The sequence below is a fragment of the Micromonospora sp. NPDC047738 genome, from assembly GCF_040642675.1.
Classification (GTDB): Bacteria; Actinomycetota; Actinomycetes; order Mycobacteriales; family Micromonosporaceae; genus Micromonospora.
This window is the reverse complement of the sequence record NZ_JBEYSO010000001.1, coordinates 112,637-134,250: the sequence shown is the minus strand read 5'-3', so window position 1 is coordinate 134,250 and position 21,614 is coordinate 112,637. Positions and strand designations below refer to the sequence as shown.

Annotated in this window: 16 protein-coding genes; 9 read left to right on the top strand and 7 right to left on the bottom strand. The window is 74.4% G+C overall.

The window, feature by feature from the left end; translation table 11 throughout:
• The first annotated feature begins 120 nt into the window (after positions 1-120).
• Positions 121-1,998 carry a hypothetical protein gene (locus ABZ783_RS00645; RefSeq protein ID WP_357433332.1) on the top strand — a complete coding sequence of 626 codons (1,878 nt, stop codon included), beginning with the start codon at positions 121-123 and terminating at the stop codon, positions 1,996-1,998.
• Positions 1,956-3,743, top strand: a complete 1,788-nt coding sequence (locus ABZ783_RS00640) for a hypothetical protein (protein ID WP_357433330.1) — start codon at positions 1,956-1,958, stop codon at positions 3,741-3,743. Before ABZ783_RS00645 ends, ABZ783_RS00640 begins: the two co-directional genes overlap by 43 nt.
• Before the next feature lie 22 nt (positions 3,744-3,765).
• Here the strand turns inward: ABZ783_RS00640 and ABZ783_RS00635 are convergent, their stop codons facing one another.
• Complete coding sequence (locus ABZ783_RS00635) at positions 3,766-5,631, bottom strand: hypothetical protein (RefSeq protein WP_357433328.1); 1,866 nt, start codon at positions 5,629-5,631, stop codon at positions 3,766-3,768.
• A 92-nt stretch (positions 5,632-5,723) separates the two neighbouring features.
• Between ABZ783_RS00635 and ABZ783_RS00630 the strand changes: the two genes are divergently transcribed.
• The gene (locus tag ABZ783_RS00630; protein WP_357433326.1) at positions 5,724-7,007 is read left to right on the top strand and encodes a PQQ-binding-like beta-propeller repeat protein; all 1,284 of its coding nucleotides are present in this window, start codon (positions 5,724-5,726) and stop codon (positions 7,005-7,007) included.
• Between the two features lie 45 nt (positions 7,008-7,052).
• Here ABZ783_RS00630 and ABZ783_RS00625 read toward each other — a convergent pair whose 3' ends face one another.
• On the bottom strand, positions 7,053-8,246 hold the full coding sequence (locus tag ABZ783_RS00625; protein WP_357433324.1) for a peptidase C39 family protein: 1,194 nt from the start codon (positions 8,244-8,246) through the stop codon (positions 7,053-7,055).
• Between the two features lie 128 nt (positions 8,247-8,374).
• On the opposite strand from ABZ783_RS00625, the gene ABZ783_RS00620 reads away from it, so the two are divergent.
• From ABZ783_RS00620 to ABZ783_RS00610, 3 genes are all read left to right on the top strand, one after another.
• A complete protein-coding gene (locus ABZ783_RS00620; RefSeq protein WP_357433322.1) occupies positions 8,375-9,043 on the top strand; it encodes a response regulator transcription factor in 669 nt (222 codons plus the stop codon).
• Between the two features lie 114 nt (positions 9,044-9,157).
• Positions 9,158-10,312, top strand: a complete 1,155-nt coding sequence (locus tag ABZ783_RS00615) for a HAMP domain-containing sensor histidine kinase (RefSeq protein WP_357433320.1) — start codon at positions 9,158-9,160, stop codon at positions 10,310-10,312.
• Positions 10,313-10,535: 223 nt separating this feature from the next.
• Positions 10,536-10,922 carry a VOC family protein gene (locus ABZ783_RS00610; protein WP_357433318.1) on the top strand — a complete coding sequence of 129 codons (387 nt, stop codon included), beginning with the start codon at positions 10,536-10,538 and terminating at the stop codon, positions 10,920-10,922.
• A gap of 60 nt (positions 10,923-10,982) precedes the next feature.
• Here the strand turns inward: ABZ783_RS00610 and ABZ783_RS00605 are convergent, their stop codons facing one another.
• From ABZ783_RS00605 to ABZ783_RS00590, 4 genes are all read right to left on the bottom strand, one after another.
• Complete coding sequence (locus ABZ783_RS00605; RefSeq protein WP_357433316.1) at positions 10,983-11,813, bottom strand: hypothetical protein; 831 nt, start codon at positions 11,811-11,813, stop codon at positions 10,983-10,985.
• A gap of 308 nt (positions 11,814-12,121) precedes the next feature.
• Positions 12,122-14,191, bottom strand: coding sequence for a 3-hydroxyacyl-CoA dehydrogenase NAD-binding domain-containing protein (locus tag ABZ783_RS00600; protein WP_357433314.1), 2,070 nt, complete (start codon positions 14,189-14,191; stop codon positions 12,122-12,124).
• Positions 14,188-15,411, bottom strand: a complete 1,224-nt coding sequence (locus ABZ783_RS00595; protein WP_357433312.1) for a thiolase family protein — start codon at positions 15,409-15,411, stop codon at positions 14,188-14,190. Before ABZ783_RS00595 ends, ABZ783_RS00600 begins: the two co-directional genes overlap by 4 nt.
• Before the next feature lie 239 nt (positions 15,412-15,650).
• Positions 15,651-16,967 carry an HRDC domain-containing protein gene (locus tag ABZ783_RS00590; RefSeq protein WP_357433310.1) on the bottom strand — a complete coding sequence of 439 codons (1,317 nt, stop codon included), beginning with the start codon at positions 16,965-16,967 and terminating at the stop codon, positions 15,651-15,653.
• A 231-nt stretch (positions 16,968-17,198) separates the two neighbouring features.
• Here ABZ783_RS00590 and ABZ783_RS00585 point away from each other — a divergent pair, with 231 nt between their 5' ends.
• Both ABZ783_RS00585 and ABZ783_RS00580 read left to right on the top strand, forming a co-directional pair.
• Positions 17,199-18,740, top strand: a complete 1,542-nt coding sequence (locus ABZ783_RS00585; protein WP_357433308.1) for a trypsin-like peptidase domain-containing protein — start codon at positions 17,199-17,201, stop codon at positions 18,738-18,740.
• Between the two features lie 119 nt (positions 18,741-18,859).
• Positions 18,860-19,696 (top strand): hypothetical protein, encoded by an 837-nt coding sequence (locus ABZ783_RS00580; protein WP_357433306.1) that lies wholly within the window; start codon positions 18,860-18,862, stop codon positions 19,694-19,696.
• 59 nt (positions 19,697-19,755) lie between these two features.
• Here ABZ783_RS00580 and ABZ783_RS00575 read toward each other — a convergent pair whose 3' ends face one another.
• A complete protein-coding gene (locus ABZ783_RS00575; protein ID WP_357433304.1) occupies positions 19,756-20,328 on the bottom strand; it encodes a DUF3000 domain-containing protein in 573 nt (190 codons plus the stop codon).
• Between the two features lie 192 nt (positions 20,329-20,520).
• Here ABZ783_RS00575 and hemE point away from each other — a divergent pair, with 192 nt between their 5' ends.
• Complete coding sequence (gene hemE, locus ABZ783_RS00570) at positions 20,521-21,612, top strand: uroporphyrinogen decarboxylase (protein ID WP_357433302.1); 1,092 nt, start codon at positions 20,521-20,523, stop codon at positions 21,610-21,612.
• The last annotated feature ends 2 nt before the right edge of the window (positions 21,613-21,614 follow it).

Sequence of the window (21,614 nt, the reverse complement as noted above, 5' to 3'; positions counted from 1 at the left end):
CATGGTACGAGACGACCGGTCGTCCGGCCGCGCCCGGCTCACCCCCTTTGGACGCCCACCACAGTGGACGGTGGTGTGCGTTTCGTGGCCATTTTCCGGCTCCGGTAGACTCCGCCGACTGTGACGCCTGCCGAGCCCCGTGGCGACTCGCCAGCGGACGCCGACGCCCCAACGGGCTCCGCCTCCGTCACCACCGCGGCCCCGCCCGCCCCCGACCCCGCTCCCGGCGACGGCCGGCCAGCCGCCCGGCCGCGCCGACGCTGGACGCCCCGCCGGCAGGATCTCGCCATGTACGGCATCTTCCTGCTGGCCGCGCTCTGGGTGACCAGCCGGATCTGGGTCGACCCGGCCGGCCGGGTGGCCGCCCTCTACAGCAGCGACCCGGCGCAGGTGCAGTTCTTCCTCGCCCACTCCGTACGCGTCGTGCTGCACGGCGAGTTCCCGTTCTACACCGACCAGTTCAACTACCCGGACGGGGTCAACCTGATGGCGAACACCGCCATCCTGGCCCTCGGCATCCCGATGGTGCCGATCACCGTCCTGTTCGGACCGGCGGTCTCCTTCGTCACGCTGGTGACGCTCGGCCTCGCCGGCACGGCCGCCGCCTGGTACCGGGTGCTCTCCCGGCACGTGGTGCGAAGCCGGCTGGCCGCCGCCGTGGGTGGCTGGTTCTGCGGGTTCTCGCCGGCGATGCTGTCGCACGCCAACTGGCACCCCAACATCATCTCCCAGTTCCTGCTGCCGTTCATCGTCTGGCGGGTGCTGGTGCTGACCCGCTCCACCCGCCCGGTCCGCGACGGCGCGCTGCTCGCCCTGCTGGTCACCGCGCAGGCGTTCATCAACGAGGAGATCCTGCTCTTCACCGCGCTGGCCTGCGGTGTGTTCCTGCTGGCGGTGGTCGCGCAGCAGCGGGAGCGGTGGGCCACCGCGTGGCGTCCCCTGGGGACCGGGCTGGCGGTCTGCGCGGTGCTCGCCGGGTCGCTGCTGGCGTACCCGCTCTGGGTCCAGTTCGCCGGGCCGATGGCGTACCACGGGCTCAGCGACACGGTCCGCGACTACGGCAACGACATCGCCTCGTTCTTCGCCCCCGGCTCGCCCACACTGGGCGGCCACGAGCGGGCGAACGTCAACCTCGCCCCGAACTACTCGGAGGAGAACGCCTTCTTCGGCTGGAGCCTGTCCCTGTTGGCCGTCGGCATCGTGGTCTGGCTCCGCCGGGAGGTGATCGTCCGGGCGCTCGCGGTGACCGGGCTGTTCTTCGCGGTGCTCTCCCTCGGTGAGCGGGTGTCCTGGTGGGACCGGGAGCTGGTCACCGGCCCGTGGGAGCTGCTGGTCCGGCTGCCGCTGCTCGACGCGGTGGTGCCGACCCGGTTCGGCCTGATCACCACCGTGGTCATCGGGATCCTGCTGGCCCTCGCCGTGGAGCGGGCCTGGTCGCTGCGGACCGCCGAACGCCGGACCGTACGGACCCTGACGGTCGCCGGTCTGGTGCTGGCGCTGCTGCCCATCGCGCCGATGCCGTTGGAGGTCACCACCCGGCCGGAGGTGCCCCGGTTCATCACCGCCGACCGGTGGCGGCGGTACGTCGGCCCGGACCAGACGCTCGTGTCGGTGCCGGTGCCGAGCATGGGCAACACCAACGCGATGCGCTGGGCGGCCAGCACCGACCTGGCCTTCAAGATCCCCGGCGGGTACTTCCTCGCCCCACGCAACGGGGTCACCGGCGACCCGGGCCGCTTCGGCGGTCGGCCCAGCAGCATCGGCGACCTGCTCGCGGAGGTCGCCGCCACCGGGCGTACGCCGAAACTCGACGACCGGCAGCGCCGGCGCTTCCTGGACGAGCTGCGGCACTGGCGGGCCGCCGTCGTGGTGCTGCCGCTCGACCAGCCGAACGCCGACCCGCTGCGGCAAACCGTCGAGCAGCTGATCGGGCCGGCCCGGCAGGAGCTGGACGTGTGGTTGTGGGACGTCCGGACACTGACCAGCCGGTCGGCCTGACCGCCCCGCCGGACCCGCCGGCGGCCCGGTCGCGGCGTCGGCGCCTCCGCCTGGTCGACGCCCTCGTGGTCGCCGGCTATCTCGGCCTGGCCGTCCTGCTCACCGGCGACCAGTGGCGGCGGCCGGAGCGGCTGTTCCACCAGGCCGGCGACCAGATGCTCTTCGAGTGGATGCTGGCCCGGGCGGCGCGGGCGGTGACCGCGGGGGAGAACCCGCTGCACAGCACGGCGCTGAACGCCCCGGACGGGGTGAACCTGATGGCCAACACCTCGGTGCTCGGGCTGGGCCTGCCGCTCACCCCGATCACCCTGCTGTTCGGCTCCCAGGCGGCCTTCCTCGTCGCCGTGGTCGCCTGCCTCGCCGGCACCGCCACCGCCTGGTACGCGCTGCTGGCCCGCCGGCTGGTCCGGTCCCGGGCCGCCGCGGCACTGGGTGGGCTGTTCTGCGGGTTCGCGCCCGGCATGGTGTCGCAGGCCGGGGCGCACCTGCACATGGCCGCCCAGTTCCTGGTCCCGGTGATTATCGCGCTGGTGTTCCGCCCGGCCACCCACCGGGTACGCCGGGACGGGGTGCTGCTCGGGCTGGCCGTCGCCTACCAGGTCTTCCTCGGCGAGGAGGTGCTGGTCTTCGTGGCGCTGGCCGCCGGGGTTGTCGCCGGGGCGTACGCGCTGGCCGACCGGGCGGCCGCGCGCCGGCTGGCGCCCGTGGTGCTGCGCCGGCTCGGGGTCGGCGCGCTGGTGGCGGGGGCCCTGCTGGCGTATCCGTTGTGGTTCCAGTTCCGCGGCCCGGGCCACTACGCGGGGATGCCGTTCTTCGCCCAGGGTTACCGGCTGGACGTCGCCTCGTTCACCGCGGGGGCCCGGCAGAGCGTGGCCGGGGACGATCGTCACTCGCGGCTGCTGGCGCCGAACCCCACCGAGCAGACCTCCTTCTTCGGGCCGTTCCTGCCGCTGCTCGCCCTGCTGGTGGTGGTCCGGCTGTGGCGGCGGCCGCTGGTCCGCGCCCTCGCCGTCTGCGGGCTGCTGTTCGCCCTGCTCTCCCTCGGTACCACGATCGTGGTGAACCGGCACAACACCGGGCTGCCCGGGCCGTACCGGCTGGTCGCCGGGGTGCCGCTGCTCGACCTGGTGGTGCCGGCCCGGTTCGCGCTGGTCTGCGTACCGGTGCTCGGGGTGCTGCTGGCCCTCGCGCTGGACCGGCTCCGCCACCGGTCGGCCCGGACCTGGGCGCCCTGGGCCGGGGCGGTCGCCGCCGCCCTGCTGCCGCTGGTCCCCACCCCGATCCGGACCGTGCCGGTGGTGCCGGTGCCGGCCTTCGTCGCCGACGGCGGCTGGCGGGCGTACGTCCCGCCGGGCCGGACGCTGGTGCCGGTGCCGCCGGTGACCGGTGCGGCGAAGAGCCCGGCCACCTTCTGGTCGGCCCGCACCGGGCTGGCGTTCCACGCGCCGGGAGGCTACTTCATCGGCCCCCGGAGCGCGGCCGACCCGACCGCGCGCTGGGGCGCCCCGGACCGCCCCACCTCCTTGCTGATGCGGCGGGCCGCCGAGACCGGTCAGGTGCCGCCGGTCGGCGCCGCCGAGCGCCGCCAGGCGGTCGCGGACCTGCGGCACTGGCGGGCGGCGGTGCTGGTGCAAGCCGGCTCGTTCCCGGGCGACCCGGTCCGGACCACGGTGGACGCCCTGGTCGGCCCGGGCCGCGACGTGGCCGGCGCGTACGTCTGGGACGTGCGCCCCCTGGTCGGCTGACTGGGCGCAGGGCGGGGTCGGTTCAGAGCCGGTCGCGGACGTCCCAGAGCCAGACGTCGTCGATCCGCTGCGGCGGCCCGAGCAGCGCGGTCATCAGGTCGCGCAGCACCGCCTCGCGCGGGTTCGCGCCGAGGACCACCACCGACGCCTTCCAGAAGCGCAGGTCCTCGACCGCCTGACGGCGGTGCTCCGCAGTGATCGCGGGGGCCTTGTTCGCGTCCATGGTGGCGTAGATGAGCGTGCTGGTCGGCCGGTTCGGCGCGCCGAAGACCCCCGCACCGTTCTCGTTGGGGCCGATGAAGTAGCCGGCGGGGATGGGGAACTCCTGCCCGGTCAGCGCGCTCCAGCGCAGGGTGGGCAGGCCGTGCACGTTGCTCGGGATCGGCACCGGGACCAGCGTCCGGCCGTCCGGCACGTACGGCCGCCAGCCGCCCGCGGTGATGAAGTGCGGCGGCGGGTCGATCCGCTCGGCCGGCAGCGGGCGCGGGAAGAGCGGCAGCAGGGCCGCCACGATCGCCGCGTACCCGATGCCGCGCAGCCAGCGGCGACGCGGGCCGGCGGCCGGCGGCGTCCCGGTGGCCGCCCCGGCGCGCGGCCTCGGCACCGGCGGGCGGCCGGCCCCGGCCAGGGCGTTCCAGGCCAGCGCGAGCAGCACGCCGACGGCACCGGCCACCACCAGGGCCAGCCGGGTCGGCATCATCATCTCGACCAGCGGCAGGTCGTCCGGCAGGTACGCCCAGGGGCCGTCGACTGTGGTCTCGACACCGTCGAAGCGCACCTTCGGGCCGATCGCGGCGACCGTGAAGACCACCATCAGCACGGCGAGGATCCGGGCCGGCAGCGAGCGGCGTACCAGCAGCACCAGGGCGACCAGGGCGACCAGTACCAGCGGCCAGCCGAACCAGGTGTTCTGCTCGGTCAGCCCGATGGTCTGCTCGACCGCCTCGTCACCGGCCACCGTGTCCCGGGCGAAGGTGACGAAGGCCATCAGGTCCTCGCCCCAGTTGTGGAAGACCCCGCCCTGCAGGCCCCGGTAGGACTGCGGCCCGTTGAACTGGAACCAGATCGGGTAGGCGGTCAGCAGCAGGGCCAGGCCGCCGCCCACGCCGAGCGCGGCGAGGAACGTCGCCGCCCGCTCCCGCGCCGCGCGTGGCCGCTGCACCACGTACGCCACCACGATGACCAGGCAGGCCAGCGCGGTCAGCAGCAGCATCTCCTCGTTGATGAAGATCTGGTACGCCACCAGCAGCCCCAACGCGACGCCGTTGCGCAGCCGGCGGCCCGGCTCGCCGAGGCGCAGCACCCGGGCCACGATCAGCGGCAGCAGGAAGTTGGAGACGAAGTTCGGCTGCCCGTTGGCGTGGTGCACGATGCCGGGGGCGAAGCCGAGGAACACCCCGCCGACGAAGGCCGCCGCACGGGAGCGGACCAGGTGCCGGGAGAGCATCCAGTACGAGGTGGCCGCCGTCGCCGACAGGGCCGCGCCCAGGTAGAGCGCGTACATCACCTGCGGGCCGAGGAGCAGGGTGAGCGGCGCCAGCGGCAGGGTGACCCCGAGCAGCGAGGTGTTCGCCATCATGTTCACCCCGTCCGGGGCGTTCTGCCGGGCGGTGAAGAGCGGGTTCTCCAGGTGACGCACCGAGTAGGCGCCGTGCGCGAAGAGCCACTCGAACCAGCTGTGGTCCGTCGGCAGGTGCGAGGAGACCCGGTGCTGCACGTCCCCCCAGTAGTTGAGGCAGACGAGAACCCCGAGCAACGCATAGGCTCCGATGGCCAGCACGTCGGCGCGGGCGGGCCAGCGCCGCGGCCGGCGTGGCGGGACCGCCGCGACGGGCTCGACCGCGACGGGCGAGGGGTTCAGCGAGGGGTCTACCACCGGCACAGCCACGACGGGCCATCGTACAGGCGACCCGGCGTCACTCCGGCCGGCCGGTACGCCCGACGCTGGTGCGCCGGGCGGGTGCCGGGGAAGGGGTGATCGTGACGGTCATCGATCTGGGCGAGATCCGTCGTGACCCGGCGCCGGAGCCGCCGCCTCGCCCGCCGCGCGCCGTCAGCCGGCCGTACCGGGTGCTGGCCGTGCTGTTGGCCGTCCTGTGGGTGGTCGCCGGCGGAGTCCCGCGCCCGGAGCGCGCGGTGGCCATCGTGCCGGCCCGGCTCGGCGCGGACGTCTTCCTGGCGGCCGACCGCCTCTACGTCGTGGATCCGCTGGATCCGCAGCAGGGTACGGGGCGGCTGCTGGTGGCGTACCAGATCCCGGCGGAGGGGCCGCCCGCCGTCCTGTGGCGCACCTCGCTCCCGGCCGGCGGCGGCGACGTCTGGCTGCTGCAGCAGGGCGGGACGGTGCTGGTCAGCGGCCGCCAGGTGGGCGGCCCCGAGGGCGTGTTCCGGACGACCGCCCTCGACGCCGGCACCGGCCGGTCAGGCTGGCAGCAACCCGGGGCCAGCTACCCGGCGGGCGACGGCGTCCTCCTCCAGAACCTGGATGTTTCCGGCGAGGGCTCGCTCCGCCGGGTCGACGCGGCGTCCGGCCGGACACTGTGGTCGGTGCCCACCCCGCTGGACGGCCCCAACCTGCGCTTCGGCCCCGACGGCGTGGACCGGATCGTGCTGGCCGCGCCCTCCGGCGAGGTCGAGGTGCGCGACCCCGCCAGCGGTGCCCTGCTGGCCGCCCGCAACATCCGGCCCGGTCAGCTGCCGAGCTGGCAGCGGAACCAGATCGTCGGCGACCTGCTGCTGGTGATCAGTGACAACGGCGGCACGGTGACCGGCTACGGCCTGGATCGGCTGGACCAGCGCTGGACGGCCCGGCTCGCCCAGGTCGGCTACCTGACCGACTGCGGCGACCTGCTCTGCGCCTACCGGCAGACCGGGGGGATGTGGGTGCTCGACCCGGCGACCGGCGCCGTGCGATGGAGCAACCCGCGCTGGCAGGCGGTGCTGTGGGCGGAGCAGGGCCGGTTCCTGGTCGGCTCGGATGACCCTGGCGGGCCCCGGTTCGTGGTGGCCGACGCGGCGACCGGCCAGCCGGTCGCCGACCTCGGCAGTTGGGAACTGGCGAGCTGGCACGAACCGGGCGACCCGCTGATCGGCGTCCGGCCGGGTGGGGACGGGCGACTGCTCGTGGCCGAGCTGGACGTGGCGGCCGCCCGGGCGAGGGTGTTCGACGCGCTGCCCGGCGTGCTCGGCGACTGCCGGAACGGTCGGCGGGTGCTGGTCTGCCGGCGCAGCGCCGGTGGGTTCGGGGTGTGGCGGCTGCCCTGACGCGGCCCGCCGACGCCGCACCGGCCGGCGTCCGGCCGGTGGGGGTCACCAGTTGGCCTGGGCGGGTGCCGGCGGCAGCGGCACCGACGCCGGCCGGACCACGTACGTGACGCCGCCGCTGCCCGCCTGCCAGGCCGCCTCGAACGCCGCTCGGGGCACCGTCCGGCGGACCCCCTCGTCGTCCGGGGCGTACGGGTCGTTGAGCACCGGGTCGCCGTCGGCGGTGAAGCCGACCAGCACCATCAGGTGCCCCCGGGTGTCGTAGTCCAGCCCGGGCACCTGCCCCGCCGCGAAGGCGGCCGACAGGATCAGCGGTACGCCGGCGGCGACGAACCGTTCCGCCTCGTAGAGGGAACGCAGCCGGGTGACGAAGGCGTCCACCCCGTGCAGCCCCGCGTACGCCGTGTTGAACGCCCAGTTCCCGGCCCCCGCGTACGCGTGGTCGTAGCAGTGCCGGGCGGCGTGCACCACCACCGGCCGCGGGCCGGGCGGGTCGACCCAGGCGTACCGGTCGGGGGCGGGCCCGGTGCCCCAGAAGTCCAGCACCATCGACGTGCAGGTGGGACTGCACCAGGAGTCCCCACCACCGCCCCAGCGAATCTCCCCGCCGGCGTGCAGCCGCTGCGAGTAGCGGGGCACGTCCAGCACCCGCCCCCGGGCGCCGGTCGGCGGCGGTGCCGCAGCGTCCACCGACCCGGCCGTGGCCCTGCCGGAGGCGACCGCGCCGACTGTGCGCAGCACCGGGCCGGCCGGGGCGCCGGGGCGGCGGAACAGGCTGACCCGGACCTGCCAGCCGGTGACCACCGCGCCCGTGACCCGCAGGGTGTCCTCCGCCACCCGCGCGTCGTCGCCGGCCTGGCCGGGCACCGAGCTGCGGTGGATCGTCGCCTCGTCGGCCGCCCAGTCACCCAGCACGTACCAGCCGGTCGACGGGCCCGTCTCGGCCCAGCCGCGCAGCTCGACCCGCAGCCAGCAGCCCGGCGGGGTGTCCGCGGTCCACGACGGGACGATCTCGGCCGCCGGAAAACCCAGCCGGACCGGCGGGGACGTCCAGGTCGCCAGGTCGTAACCGGCGGTGCTGCCGGTGTGCGGATCGGTGTGCTCGACCCGGCCGGCCGCCGGGCCGATCACCAGGCCGCCCGGGCCGGCGATCAGCCCGTCGGACGCCCCGCGGCCCAGTTCGTCCGGGAAGCGGAAGCGGTGGTACGCCACGTCCCGCCCGGTGGGCGTTCCGGTCATCGGCAGCTCCTTGTCGCCAGGTGCCGGGAAGCATGGCGTACGCGAAGGTTCTTTGCAACGGCGGCGCGGGATGCTGGTTTGGTGGCCGGCACTAGGTTGTCGGGAGGTCACGAGCTGGGAGGCCGGGGATGCGGGTACTGGTGGTCGAGGACGAGCGGAACCTCGCCGACGCGATCGCGCGCGGGTTGCGCAAGCGCGGGATGGCCGTCGACGTCGCCTACGACGGTTCCGCCGGGCACGAGGCTGCCTTCGTCACCCGGTACGACGTGGTGATCCTCGACCGGGACCTGCCCGGCGTGCACGGTGATCAGATCTGCGCCGACCTGGCCGCCTCCGGCACCCTGACCCGGGTGCTGATGCTGACCGCCAGCGGCACCGTCGCCGACAAGGTGGAGGGCCTGCAGCTCGGCGCCGACGACTACCTGCCCAAGCCGTTCGCCTTCGACGAACTGGTCGCCCGGGTGCAGGCGCTGGGCCGGCGGGCCACCCCGGCCGCCCCGCCGGTGCTGGCGGTCGCCGACCTGGTGCTCGACCCGGCCCGTCGGGTGGTCACCCGCGGCGGGGTGCCGGTCGACCTGACCAACAAGGAGTTCGGCGTGCTGGCCGAGCTGCTCAAGGCGCGCGGCGCGGTGGTCTCCAGCGAGGAACTGCTGGAACGGGTCTGGGACGCGAATACGGACCCGTTCACCACCATCGTCCGGGTCACCGTGATGACGCTGCGCAAGAAGCTCGGCGACCCGCCCCTGATCGAGACGGTGGTCGGCGCCGGCTACCGCACCGCCGAGGTCGCCGCGTGAGCGCGAGGAGTGAGCCGGTTTTGCGAGCCCCGCAGTCGCGAACTGAGGAGGCACTGTGAGCGCGAGGAGTGAGCCGGTTTTGCGAGCCCCGCAGTCGCGAACTGAGGAGGCACTGTGAGCGGCGGCCTGCGTCCCACGCTGCGGCTGCGGCTCACCCTGCTCAACGGGGTGCTGCTCGTCGGCGCCGGGGCGATCCTGGTGGTGCTGGCCTGGCTGCTGGTCCGCGACGCGCTGCGCCCCACCGACGAGCTGCGGCCCGGCACCACGGTGGTGCTCGCCGATGGCCGCACCCTGGACGCCGGGCAGTGGCAGCATGATCTGGTCGGCGCCGCCTCGACGGAGCTGCTGGTCAAGGGCCTGGGGGCGCTGCTGGTGATCAGCGTGGTCGGGGTCGCCGGCGCGTATCTGGTGGCCGGCCGGGCGCTGCGCCCGCTGCACCAGGTGACCGCCACCGCCCGGCGGCTCGGCGAGGCCACCCTGGACCAGCGGATCGGCTGGTCCGGCGCGGACGACGAGGTCGCCGAGCTGGCCCGGACCTTTGACGCCATGCTGGACCGGATCGCCGCGGCGTTCGAGGCGCAGAAACGGTTCGTCGCCAACGCCTCGCACGAGCTGCGTACCCCGCTGGCGGTGATGCGGACCGAGATCGACGTGACGCTCAGCGACGACGAGGCGGACCGGGCCGAGTACCGGCGGATGGCCACCGTGGTCCGGGACGCCTCGGAGCGGGCCAACGGCCTGGTCGACGCGCTGCTGGTGCTGGCCCGCAGCGAGGCCCAGACGGGCCGCCGGCTGGCCCGGCGAGCCGAGTGCGACCTGGCCGCCGGCACCGCCAACGCGCTGTCCGCGATGTCCGGCGAGGTGGAGCGGATCGGGCTGAAGGTGCACACCGCGCTGCGCCCGGCCCCGGTGGTCGGCGACCCGGGGCTGCTCGACCGGCTCGCCGGCAACCTGGTGGAGAACGCGGTCCGCTACAACCACCTGCACGGGCGACTCTGGGTGCGTACCGGCACCGACGGGCAGCGGTCCTGGCTGGTGGTGGGCAACACCGGCTTCGAGGTCGCCCCGGCGGACGTGCCGGGGCTGTTCGAGCCGTTCCGGCGGGGCGGCCAGGAGCGCACCGGCGCCCGTGGATCCGGTCTGGGGCTCTCCATCGTCCGGGCGGTCTGCGACGCGCACGGCGGCACGGTGACGGCGGTGGCCCAGCCGGGCGGCGGCCTGGAGGTGACCGTCACCCTGCCGTCCGCCGACGCCCCCGCCGCCACCTGACCGGCCGCCGGCGGGCGTCCGGCCGTCCGGCTCGGCCCCGCAGCTCAAAGGCCGGGCCGGCGGCGGGTTTGTGCGGACGGCCGGGGCGGTGACATGATGCTGCGCGTCAGCTCGAAATGCGGAAGGGGGTGTGGTCGATGTCCACCGTGAAGACTCCCGCGCCCCGCAGCCGCCGCTGACGTCATCGACTCCGCGGGGCGGACTCCGACCTGGAGGTAGCACCGTGAGTGCACAGATCCACTGCGTCACCGTCGAGACCGACGACCCGTACGCCCTCGCGAGCTGGTGGGCGGAGGTGCTCGACCGGAAGCTGCACGACGACGACCACCCGGGCGACCCCGAGGCGGTGCTCGTCGCGCCCGACGGGCACGGCCCCGACCTGCTCTTCGTATCGGTCGGGGAGCGGCATGGCAAGGGCGCGTTCCACCTCGACCTGCATCCGGCCGAGGGCACCCGGGACGCCGAGGTCGAGCGGCTGCTCGGCGTCGGGGCCACCCTGGTCGCCGACCGGCGCCGGCCGGACGGAACCGGCTGGGTGGTGCTCGCCGACCCGGAGGGCAACGAGTTCTGCGTCTGCCGCAGCCCCGCCGAGCGGGCCGCGTCCGCCTGACCCGGAAACGGGACCGGGCCCCCGCCACGGCGGGGGCCCGGTCACCGGTCTGGCAGGCGATCAGTTCTTGTGCTCGATCTCGCCCCGCATGGCGACGAACTCGGACTGCAGCGCGGACGCGGGCTTGAAGTACATGACGATCATGCCGACGCTGCCCCGGTCGGCCCAGACGCAGACCCCGACCGGGTCGCCGTCGATCTTGCCGTCACCGCACTTGGCGTCGCCGCCCAGCGGACCGGCGTCCACCGTCTTGAACTCGGTCACCCCGAGTTCGCTGCCGAGGCCCGTGGTGGCGTCCTCCAGCTCCTTCTTCGGGTCGGCCATCACGCCGGAGGCACCGGCGATCATGACCAGATCCTGCTTCGTGGGATCGCCGTAGAAGGCGCCGACGGTGCTGGTGGCGTCCGGCACGTCCTTCTTGATCTCCGCTTCCATCTCCGTGGCGGCGGCCTGGAGCTGCGGGTTGTCCACCTTCGCCCGGCCGCCGAGCGTCTCCGGAGCCGACACCCGGGTCTTGGTGGCGTCGACCACCTCGCCCACGGTGTCCTTCGCGGCGAAGTAGATGGCGGCACCGCCACCCACGCAGAGCACCACCACGACGGCCAGGACGATCAGCACGATCTTGCCGGCCTTCGACTTCTTCTTCGGCGGCACCTCGGGGCCGCCGAAGCTGGGCTGGCCGGTCTCCACGTACCCGCCGTACTGCGGGGCAGGCTGCTGCGGCGCCTCCGGGTGGCCGCCGTACTGGGGGCCGGGCTGCTGCGGAGCCGGCGGGTAGCCGCCACCGTACTGGGGCTGCTGCTGCGGCGGGTAGCCACCGCCGTGCTGCTGGCCGGGCTGCTGCGGCGGAGGGTATGAACCGGGGTACGGACTGGACGGCGGCTGGGACATGTTGGTCAGCTCCTAAGAAATCTGGACGCGTGATGGTAGCGAGCCCGACCGACAGACTGTTGACCGACAGGTGTGGACGTGACGAAACCGGAACCGGGTCGTGACCGGCCCCGCCGCACCGCCGATGCGGCCGCGAGCGCGGGGTGACCGGGCGGTGACGGACCGGGTGCACCCGAGCTGCCGGCATCGTCCGCCCGGTGGCGCAGGCGGCGAGCGGTGCCGGTTCGGGTCCCGGAAACGACGAACGCGGTGGCCGGACCGTCCGGGAGGGACGGTCGGCCACCGCGATCGGGGGGCAGCGGCGGTGGTCAGGCGGGCAGGCTGGCCATCCCGCGCGGCAGGAACCGCTGGCCGGTGACCCGCTCGGAGGTGCCGGTCCGGTCCAGGTACGGCGTGACGCCGCCCAGGTGGAACGGCCAGCCGGCACCGAGGATCATGCACAGGTCGATGTCCTGCGCCTCGGCGACGACACCCTCGTCGAGCATCAGCCGGATCTCCTGCGCCAGCGCGTCGAGCGCGTGCTGCCGGACCTGCTCGGCGGTCAACGGCTGGTCGCCGACCACGAGCAGCTTGACGACCTCGTCGTTGACCTGGTCGTCGACCACGATCGGCTGGCCGGAGTCGGCGATCCGCTTGAGGTTCTCGCTGACCCCGAACCGGTCCGGGAAGGCGGCGTGCAGGGTGCCGCCCACGTGGTGCGCCACGGCCGGGCCGACCAGCTGGAGCAGGGCGAGCGGGCGCATCGGCAGGCCCAGCGGGTCCAGCGCGCTGTTCGCCACGTCCAGCGGGGTGCCCTGGTCGACGGCGGCGAACACGGTGCCGAGGAAGCGGGTCAGCAGCCGGTTGACGACGAACGCCGGAGCGTCCTTGACCAGCACGCTCGACTTCTTCAGCTGCTTGCCGACCGCGAAGGCGGTGGCCAGGGTGGCGTCGTCGGTCCGCTCGCCCCGGACGATCTCCAGCAGCGGCAGCACGGCGACCGGGTTGAAGAAGTGGAAGCCGACCACCCGCTCCGGGTGCTCCAGGTCCTCGGCCATCGCGGTGACCGACAGCGAACTCGTGTTGGTGGCGAGCACCGCCTCCGGCTTGACGATCTTCTCCAGCTCGGCCCAGACCTGCTTCTTGACGTTCAGGTCCTCGAAGACCGCCTCGATGACGAAGTCGGCCTCGGCGAAGACGGACTTGTCGACCGAGCCGCTGACCAGGCCGTACAGCTTGGCGGCGGTGCCCTTGTCCATCCGGCCCTTGCTGACGGCCTTCTCGATCTGGGTGTGCACGTAGCCGACGCCCTTGTCCACCCGGGCCTGGTCCAGGTCGGTCAGGACGACCGGCACCTGCAGGCGGCGGGCGAACAGCAGGGCGAGCTGGCTGGCCATCAGGCCGGCGCCGACGATGCCCACCTTGGTGACCGGGCGGGCCAGTCCCTTGTCCGGCGCGCCGGCGGGCCGCTTGGCCCGCCGCTGCACCAGGTCGAAGGCGTACAGGCCGCTGCGCAGCTCCTCGGAGAAGATCAGGTCCGCCAGGGCCTCGTCCTCGGCGGCGGTGCCGGCGGCGAAGTCGGCGTCCTTCGCGGTCTCCAGCAGGTCCAGCGCCCGGTACGCGGCCGGGACCGCGCCGTGCAGCCGCTGGTCGAGGGTCTGCCGGGCGAAGTAGAGCACCCCCGCCCACATGTCCTTGTCGACCTCGGGCCGGGTCACGGTGACCTCGCCCTTGACCACGCCGGCGGCCCACTCCAGGGACCGCTCGAGGAAGTCGGCCGGCTCCAGCAGCACGTCCGCGATGCCCATCTCCGCGGCCTGCTTCGGCTTGAGCATCTTGTTCTGCATCAGCGGGTTCTGCAGGATCACCTGGGTGGCGGCCGGGATGCCGATCAGGTTCGGTAGCAGCTGGGTGCCGCCCCAGCCGGGGACCAGCCCGAGCGAGACCTCGGGCAGCGCGAGGGCCGCCGCGCCCGCCGAGAGCGTCCGGTAGTGGCAGTGCAGGGCCAGCTCCAGGCCGCCGCCCATCGCCGCGCCGTTGACGAAGGCGAAGGTCGGGATCTGGCTGTCCTTGAGCCGGGCGAAGACCCGGTGGCCGAGCCGGCCGATCTCCAGGGCCTGCTCGCGGTTCGCCAGCAGCGGCAGACCGGTGATGTCCGCGCCCACGCAGAAGATGTACGGCTTGCCGGTGACCGCGACGAACGCCGGGTTCGCCGCGAGGGCTGCGGTGATCGCCTCGTCCAGGCTGGTCAGTCCGCCCGGCCCGAAGGTGTTCGGCTTGGTGTGGTCGAGGCCGTTGTCCAGGGTGATCAGGGCGGCGGGCCGGTCGAGCCCCGGTACGTTCACCTGGCGGAGCAGCGCCCTGGTGACCACCTCGTTCGGTGCGGCTAGCGTGCTCACTTGTCTCCACCCTCCCGCTGAACCGGCTTGCCGGACTCCGTCCAGTGCGGGTTCTCCCAGATGACGGTGCCGCCCATGCCGATGCCGATGCACATGGCGGTGAGGCCGTAGCGGACCTCGGGGTGCTCGGCGAACTGCCGGGCGAGCTGGGTCATCAGCCGTACGCCGGAGGAGGCGAGCGGGTGACCGACGGCGATCGCGCCGCCCCACGGGTTGACCCGCGGGTCGTCGTCGGCGATGCCGAAATGGTCGAGGAAGGCGAGCACCTGCACGGCGAACGCCTCGTTCAGCTCGAACAGGCCGATGTCGTCGATGCTGAGGCCGGCGATGCGCAGCGCCTTCTCGGTCGAGGGGATCGGGCCGACGCCCATCACCTCGGGCTCGACGCCGACGAAGCCGTACGACACCAGCCGCATGGCGATCGGCAGGCCCAGCTCGCGGGCGGTCTCCTCGGCGACGACCAGCGCGGCGGTGGCGCCGTCGTTCAGGCCGGCCGCGTTGCCGGCGGTGACCTTGCCATGCGGGCGGAACGGGGTCTTCAGGCCGGCGAGCTTCTCCAGCGAGGTGTCTCGGGGCGCCTCGTCCACGGTCGCCAGGCCCCAGCCGGTCTCCGGGTCGCGCACCGCGACCGGCACCAGGTCGCCCTGGAGCTTGCCGTTGGCGTACGCCTTGGCGGTCTTCTGCTGGGAGGCGAGCGCGAACGCGTCGGTGCGCTCCTTGGTGATGTGCGGGACCCGGTCGTGCAGGTTCTCCGCGGTGGCGCCCATGACCAGGGCGGACGGGTCGACCAGCTTTTCCGCGATGATCCGCGGGTTGGGGTCGACGCCCTCACCCATCGGGTGGCGGCCCATGTGCTCGACGCCGCCGGCGATGGCGACGTCGTACGCGCCCATCGCGATGCCGCTGGCGACGGTGGTGACGGCGGTCATCGCCCCGGCGCACATCCGGTCGATGGCGAAGCCGGGCACCGTTTTCGGCAGACCGGCCAGCAGGGCGGCGGTGCGGCCGATGGTCAGGCCCTGGTCGCCGATCTGGGTGGTCGCGGCGATGGCGACCTCCTCGACCCGCTCCGGCGGCAGCTGCGGGTTGCGCCGCATCAGCTCCCGGATGCAGCGGATCACCAGGTCGTCGGCGCGGGTGTTGGCGTACATGCCACCCGCCTTGCCGAACGGGGTGCGGACGCCGTCGACGAAGACGACGTCGCGAACTTCACGGGGCACTTGGAGCCTCCTTTTCGACCACAATTCGGCCTCCGCGCGCCGACCGGCGGCGCCACGGGCCGAATGAAGGTCGCCGGCGCTGGCGTTTCCCCGGATGCTACTCGCCAGTAACCAACGCCGACACCACCCCCCGTGTGGCCAACCCCACACCCCGCCCGCGACGCCGCGCTTCGTCGATCATGAGGTTGACGGCGATGTGGATCTCCAAAAATGCCGCCAACCTCATGATCAACGCGAGATCAGGGGGTCGTGAGGGCCTGGGAGAGGGCGGGGAGGAGGAGGGTGAGCTGCCATTCCCGGGCGCCGAAGCCGCGGAGAGTCTCCGCCACGGTCTCGTCGGTGATCTCCTCCGGTGGCTGCCAGGCGAGCCGGCGGACGTAGTCCGGTGCGATCAGGTTCTCGGGCGGCAGGTTGTGCTCACCGGCGATGCGTAGCACCACCTCCCGGCAGCGGGCCAGCCGGCCGGCCGCCACCGGATCCCGCTCGGCCCAGCGGTGCGGCGGGGGCGGCCCCTCCACCACCGGGGTCACCGGCAGCGCGTTGTCCGGCAGCTGCCGGGCGTCGTCCAGGGCCGCCAGCCAGGTCCGGGCGAGCCGGCGTACCGAGCGGCCGCCGAAGCCGGGGAGAGTGAGCAGCGTCTTTTCGTCCTTCGGGTCCAGCTCGGCGGCGGCCACGATCGCCGAGTCGGGCAGCACCCGCCCCGGGGCGGCGTCCCGCCGCGCGGCGATCTGGTCGCGGGCGTACCAGAGGGAACGGACCCGGGCCTGCGCGCGGGCGCCGCGTACCCGGTGGATGCCCGAGGTGCGGCGCCACGGCTCGGCCCGGACCCGGGGCGGCCGGGCGCCGTTGCGGACCAGGGCGGCGAACTCCTCCGCCGCCCACTCCGACTTGCCCTGCCGGCGCAGCTCCTCGTCGAGGGCGTCGCGCAGGTCGACCAGCATCTCCACGTCCAGCGCCGCATAGGTGAGCCAGGACTCCGGCAGCGGCCGGCTGGACCAGTCCGCCGCCGAGTGGTGCTTCTCCAGCGTGTAGCCGAGCAGCTGCTCGGTCAGCGCGGCGAGGCCGACCCGCTCGAACCCGGCCAGCCGGGCGGCCAACTCGGTGTCGAACAGCCGGCGCGGGCGCAGCCCGAGTTCGCCGAGGCAGGCGAGGTCCTGGCTGGCGGCGTGCAGCACCCACTCGGCCTCGGCGATCACCGCGTCCAGGGCGGAGAGGTCGGGCAGCGGCAACGGGTCGATCAGCGCCGTGCCCGAGCCGGCCCGGCGCAGCTGCACCAGGTAGGCCCGCTGGCTGTAGCGGTATCCGGAGGCACGCTCGGCGTCCAGGGCCACCGGGCCGATGCCCGCCGCGAAGCGGGCCACGACCTCCTCGAGCTCGCTCGGCATGGCCACCGGCGCGGGGGTGCCCTCGCGCGGGGCGGTCAGCGGCACGGGCCCGCCGGCGGTGGGTTCGGTCCCCGCGTCCGTTGGCTCCGACCCGGCCGACGACGGACGCGGTGCTGCCTCTCCCGTACGGCTTTCGGCGGCCCGACGGCGCAGGGGTGGTTCGTCGGTCACCTGACAACCCTAGTGCGCGCGCCCGACGCGGTGTGCGCAGCCGGTCCGGCGCGTGTCGGCGCGATGACCGCCGGGTGTCGGGGCAGGTCGGCTTGCGCGCCCGTGGCAGGGTCGGACAACAGGGGAGACAAACCCCGTTCACGCAGGTACGGTCCATCGAGCCGCAGCCGGGGTGTCGAGGGGCCGTCGGGCGGTGTCGGGCGGGGCGTTCACGGGGGAGGACGAGCGATCATGACGGCTGCGTACGGCGGTGCCGGGGTGCCGGGGCCGGGCCCCGACGAGACGGCCGACCAGGCACGCGGCGAGAGCGCCCGGCCGGGGCCCCTGCCGCCGCGGATGATCCCACCGGTCGCGCCCGGTCAGCCGGCGCCGTTCGGCGCGCCCGCCGGTTTCCCGGCCGCGCCCACCGGTGGCGTTCCCGCCCCCGAGCAGCCCGCCGGTGCGCCGGGCCAGCCGGCCGTACCCGCACCCCGAGCCACCTGGCCGGCGGCGCCGAACAGCGGCCAGTGGGGCCCGGGCGGTGCCTCGGCCGCCCCGCGCCCGCAGGACGGATGGCCGCCGGCCCAGCCGGGCAGCGCGCCCGGGCAGCCGGTCGGCGCCGAGCCGACCGTCCCCGGCGGCTTCGCCGCCCAGCCCACCACCGCGCCCGCCCAGCCACCCACCGCGCCCGCCCAACCGGCGTCGGCGTTCGCCCCGCCGGCGCCCGTTCCGTTGCAGCCGGTCCCGGGGCCGGCGTTCGCAGGGCAGTCGGCCCCGGCGCCCACCCACCCCGGACAGCCGATCTCCACGCCGGCCCACCCGGCTCAGCCGACCACCGCACCGGTCCACCCGGCTTCCGCACCCGCCCACCCGGGGCAGCCGGTCGCCGGGCCGACCTACCCAGGGCAGCCGATCTCGGGACCGGCCTACCCGGGCCAGCCCACCGCCGGGTCGGCCCTGCCGGGGCAGTCCGCCCCGGGGCCGGTCTACCCGGGGGGAGCCGCGGGCGGGACCGGCCGCGGGCGTCGGCTGCCGGTGGTGGCGCTCGTGCTGGCCGGCATGCTGGCGGTGGTCGCGGGGGTGCAGGCGTACCAGATCCACCGGCTGGACGACCGGCTCGCCGCCACCGATCGGCGGTTGGCCGACGCCCAGGGCGCGGACGGCAGCCGGCTGGACGGGCTGGAAAAGCGGGCGGAGGCCCTGGAGAAGCAGGCCGGTTCCGCCTTCAACCCGGAGGCCGTGGCGAGTGCCGTGCTGCCCAGCGTGTTCCGGGTCAGCGCCGGCCAGTTCACCGGGACCGCCTTCGCGATCGGCAAGCCGCCGTCCGGCGGCGGCACCATGCTGCTCACCAACTTCCACGTGGTGGAGTCGGTTTACGACGGCGGCGGCCGGAAGGTGTTCCTGGAGCGGACCGGCCAGCGCTTCGAGGCCACCATCGTCAAGGTCGACAAGGACAAGGACCTCGCCCAGCTGCGCAGCACGGCCCGGTTCACCGGCCTGGTCGCGGCCCGTACGCCGGTCAAGTCCGGGCAGCAGATCGTGGTGGTCGGCGCCCCGCTGGGCCTGCAGGACAGCGTGACCACCGGGGTGGTGAGCGCGTTCCGCCCGGACGAGGGCGGCTCCGGCCCGGTGATCCAGTTCGACGCGCCGATCAACCCCGGCAACTCCGGCGGACCGGTGATCAACGGGTCCAAGGAGGTGGTCGGCATCGCCACCGCCAAGGCCCGGGACGCCGAGGGCATCGGCCTCGCGGTGCCGATCAAGACCGCCTGCGACACGTTCACGCTCTGCTGACCGGCCCGCACCCGGTCGCCGTTGACCGCATCCGTCGACGCGTGGCCCCGAGCACGTCGACCCGCAGACCACGGCCCTTCGGGCCACCCCACGGGGACCAGCACACTTGGAGGTACGTCATGTCCCAGCCACCGACCGGAGCGGCGGGCTACCCGCCCCAGCCGCCGGGCGGCACCGGGTACGGCAGCCCGTACGGCGGCCAGCCCGCGCCCCAGCAGTACCCGGCCGGCCAGCCCGACCCCACCCTGCCCCAACCCGTCGCCCCGGCGCCCGCACCGCCGGTCCCCGGGCAGTACGCGCCCGGCGCCGCCCCGGTCCCCGGGCAGTACCCGCCGAGCGCCGCCCCGGTCCCTGCGCAGTACCCGCCGGGCGCGGCCCCGATCCCTGGCCAGTACGCGTCGGGCGCCGCCCCGGTCTCCGCGCCCGGTTACCCGCAGCCGATGTCGGCGCCGCCGATGTCCGCCCCGCCCGTGTCCGGGCCGGGTTTCGGGACGCAGCCGATGTCGGCCCCGCCGGGTGCGGTCCCGCCGTACGGGGCGCCGGCGGCGCCCGCCGGCAAGGGGCGGAGCACGCTGATCCTCGCCCTGGTGGCCGGGCTGCTGTTCGTGCTCGGTGGCGTGATGACCGGCCTCTACGTCACCACCAACGGGAAGCTGCACCGCACGGAGCAGCAGGTCAGCCAGCGGGACGGCACCATCGCGGCGAACCGGCAGGAGATCGACAAGCTCAAGGCCGACCTGCAGACGGTCCGGGACAAGCTCGCCGACACCGAGCAGAACCTGACCGGCACCAAGAACGACCGGGACGAGCAGGCCCGGCAGAAGAAGGTCATCGCCACCTGCCTGGACAAGCTGACCACCGCCATCGCGGCGGCGTCGGCCGGCAACAAGGCCGCCTTCGACAAGGCCAACAAGGGCCTGGACAAGGTCTGCGACGAGGCCGAGAACTACCTCTGACGGGTATCGCGCGGGCCGCTCCGGGCACCCGGGGTGGCCCGTCGCCGGTTTTCCGCCGCTCAGGCGGCGCCGGCGGGGCGGCGGGACGGCAGGGCTGTCACCCCGGGCGGTGGCAGCCCGGCCGTCGAGGCCAGCAGGGCGCACCAGCCGAGCAGGTGCGGGGACAGGTCGACGCCGAGCGGGGTCCAGGAGGCCCGGATCTCGATGTCCCCGGCGGCGGGCGGCCCGGCCAGCTCGCCGAACCGGGTGGAGAGGGTCTGGGTGACCGTGCCGCCGATGGCCCGGTGCCGGGCGTCCTGCGCGTCCAGCGCGTCGGTCAGCCAGGTCCAGCCCACCCCCGGCAGCAGCGGGTCGCTGGCCAGGTCCACCTCCAGCTCCGCGGTCACGTACGTGACCAGCCGCAGGGTGCCCTGCCACGCCTCGTGCCCGGCCGGGTCGTGCAGCAGGATCAGCCGCCCGGTAGCCACCTCGTCGTCGTCGCGCATGACCGCGGCGGAGAGCGCGAACGCGTACGGGGCCAGGCGCTGCGGGGCGCCGACCTCCTCCAGCACGATCTCCGGGCGGGGGGTCACCGATCGCAACCCCGCGACCGCGCGGGCGAAGGTTTCCGGGAGCGCGATCGGGGGGGCCATGCGGGCAGCCTATGCCGCCGCCCGCCGGTAGGGCGGGACGGCGCGCCGAGCGGCGGGCCGCGATCATGCGGGAAGGAATCCTGCCGGCCGGGGCCTTCCGGCGCCGGGGGCGTCAACCAGGGCCTTCCGTTCACGTCACAAAAGGTGACGGTGGCGGCGGGGGCCGCCCGCACGCGTGGCACGATTGCCGCGATGACCACCGACACCACGGGCACCGCCGCCCGAGACGGACAATCCCGCCGTGGCGGGCCGGCCGATTCGCCCTTCGTCCGGGCCTGCCGGCGGGAGCCGGCCCCGCACACCCCAGTCTGGTTCATGCGACAGGCCGGCCGGTCGCTGCCGGAATACCGGGAGATCCGGGCCAACGTGCCGATGCTGGAGTCGTGCCGCCGTCCGGAGCTGGTCACCGAGATCACCCTTCAGCCGGTCCGCCGGCACGGGGTCGACGCGGCGATCCTGTTCAGTGACATCGTGGTCCCGGTGGCCGCCGCCGGGATCGACCTGGACATCGTGGCCGGCACCGGGCCGGTGGTGGCCGAGCCGGTCCGCGCTGCCGGCGACGTCGAGCGGATCCGGCCGATCACCCGCGACGACGTGTCCTACGTGGACGAGGCGGTCCGGCTGCTCGTCGCCGAGCTGGGGGACACCCCGCTGATCGGTTTCGCCGGTGCCCCGTTCACCCTGGCCAGCTACCTGGTCGAGGGCGGGCCGTCGCGGACCCACGCGAAGACCAAGGCGCTGATGTACGGCGACCCGGACCTCTGGCACGCCCTGTGCGCCCGGCTGGCCGAGGTCACGCTGTCGTTCCTGCGGGTCCAGGTCGAGGCCGGGGTGTCCGCGGTGCAGCTCTTCGACTCGTGGGCCGGCGCGCTGTCCGAGGCCGACTACCGCCGCTACGTGCTGCCGCACTCGACCCACGTGCTCACCGGCCTGGCCGACGCCGGCGTGCCCCGGATCCACTTCGGGGTCGGCACCGCCGAGCTGCTGGGCGCGATGGGCGAGGCCGGCGTCGATGTGGTCGGCGTGGACTGGCGTACCCCGCTGGACGTGGCGACCCGCCGGATCGGCCCGGACAAGGCCGTGCAGGGCAACCTCGACCCGTGTGTGCTGCTCGCCCCGTGGCCGGTGGTGGAGGCCGAGGTGCGCCGGATCCTGGAGGAGGGGCGGGCCGCCCCCGGTCACGTGTTCAACCTCGGGCACGGCGTCCTGCCGGAGACGGACCCGGACGTGCTGACCCGGGTGGTCGCGCTGGTGCACGAGCTCAGCGCGCGGCCGGCCGAGTAGGG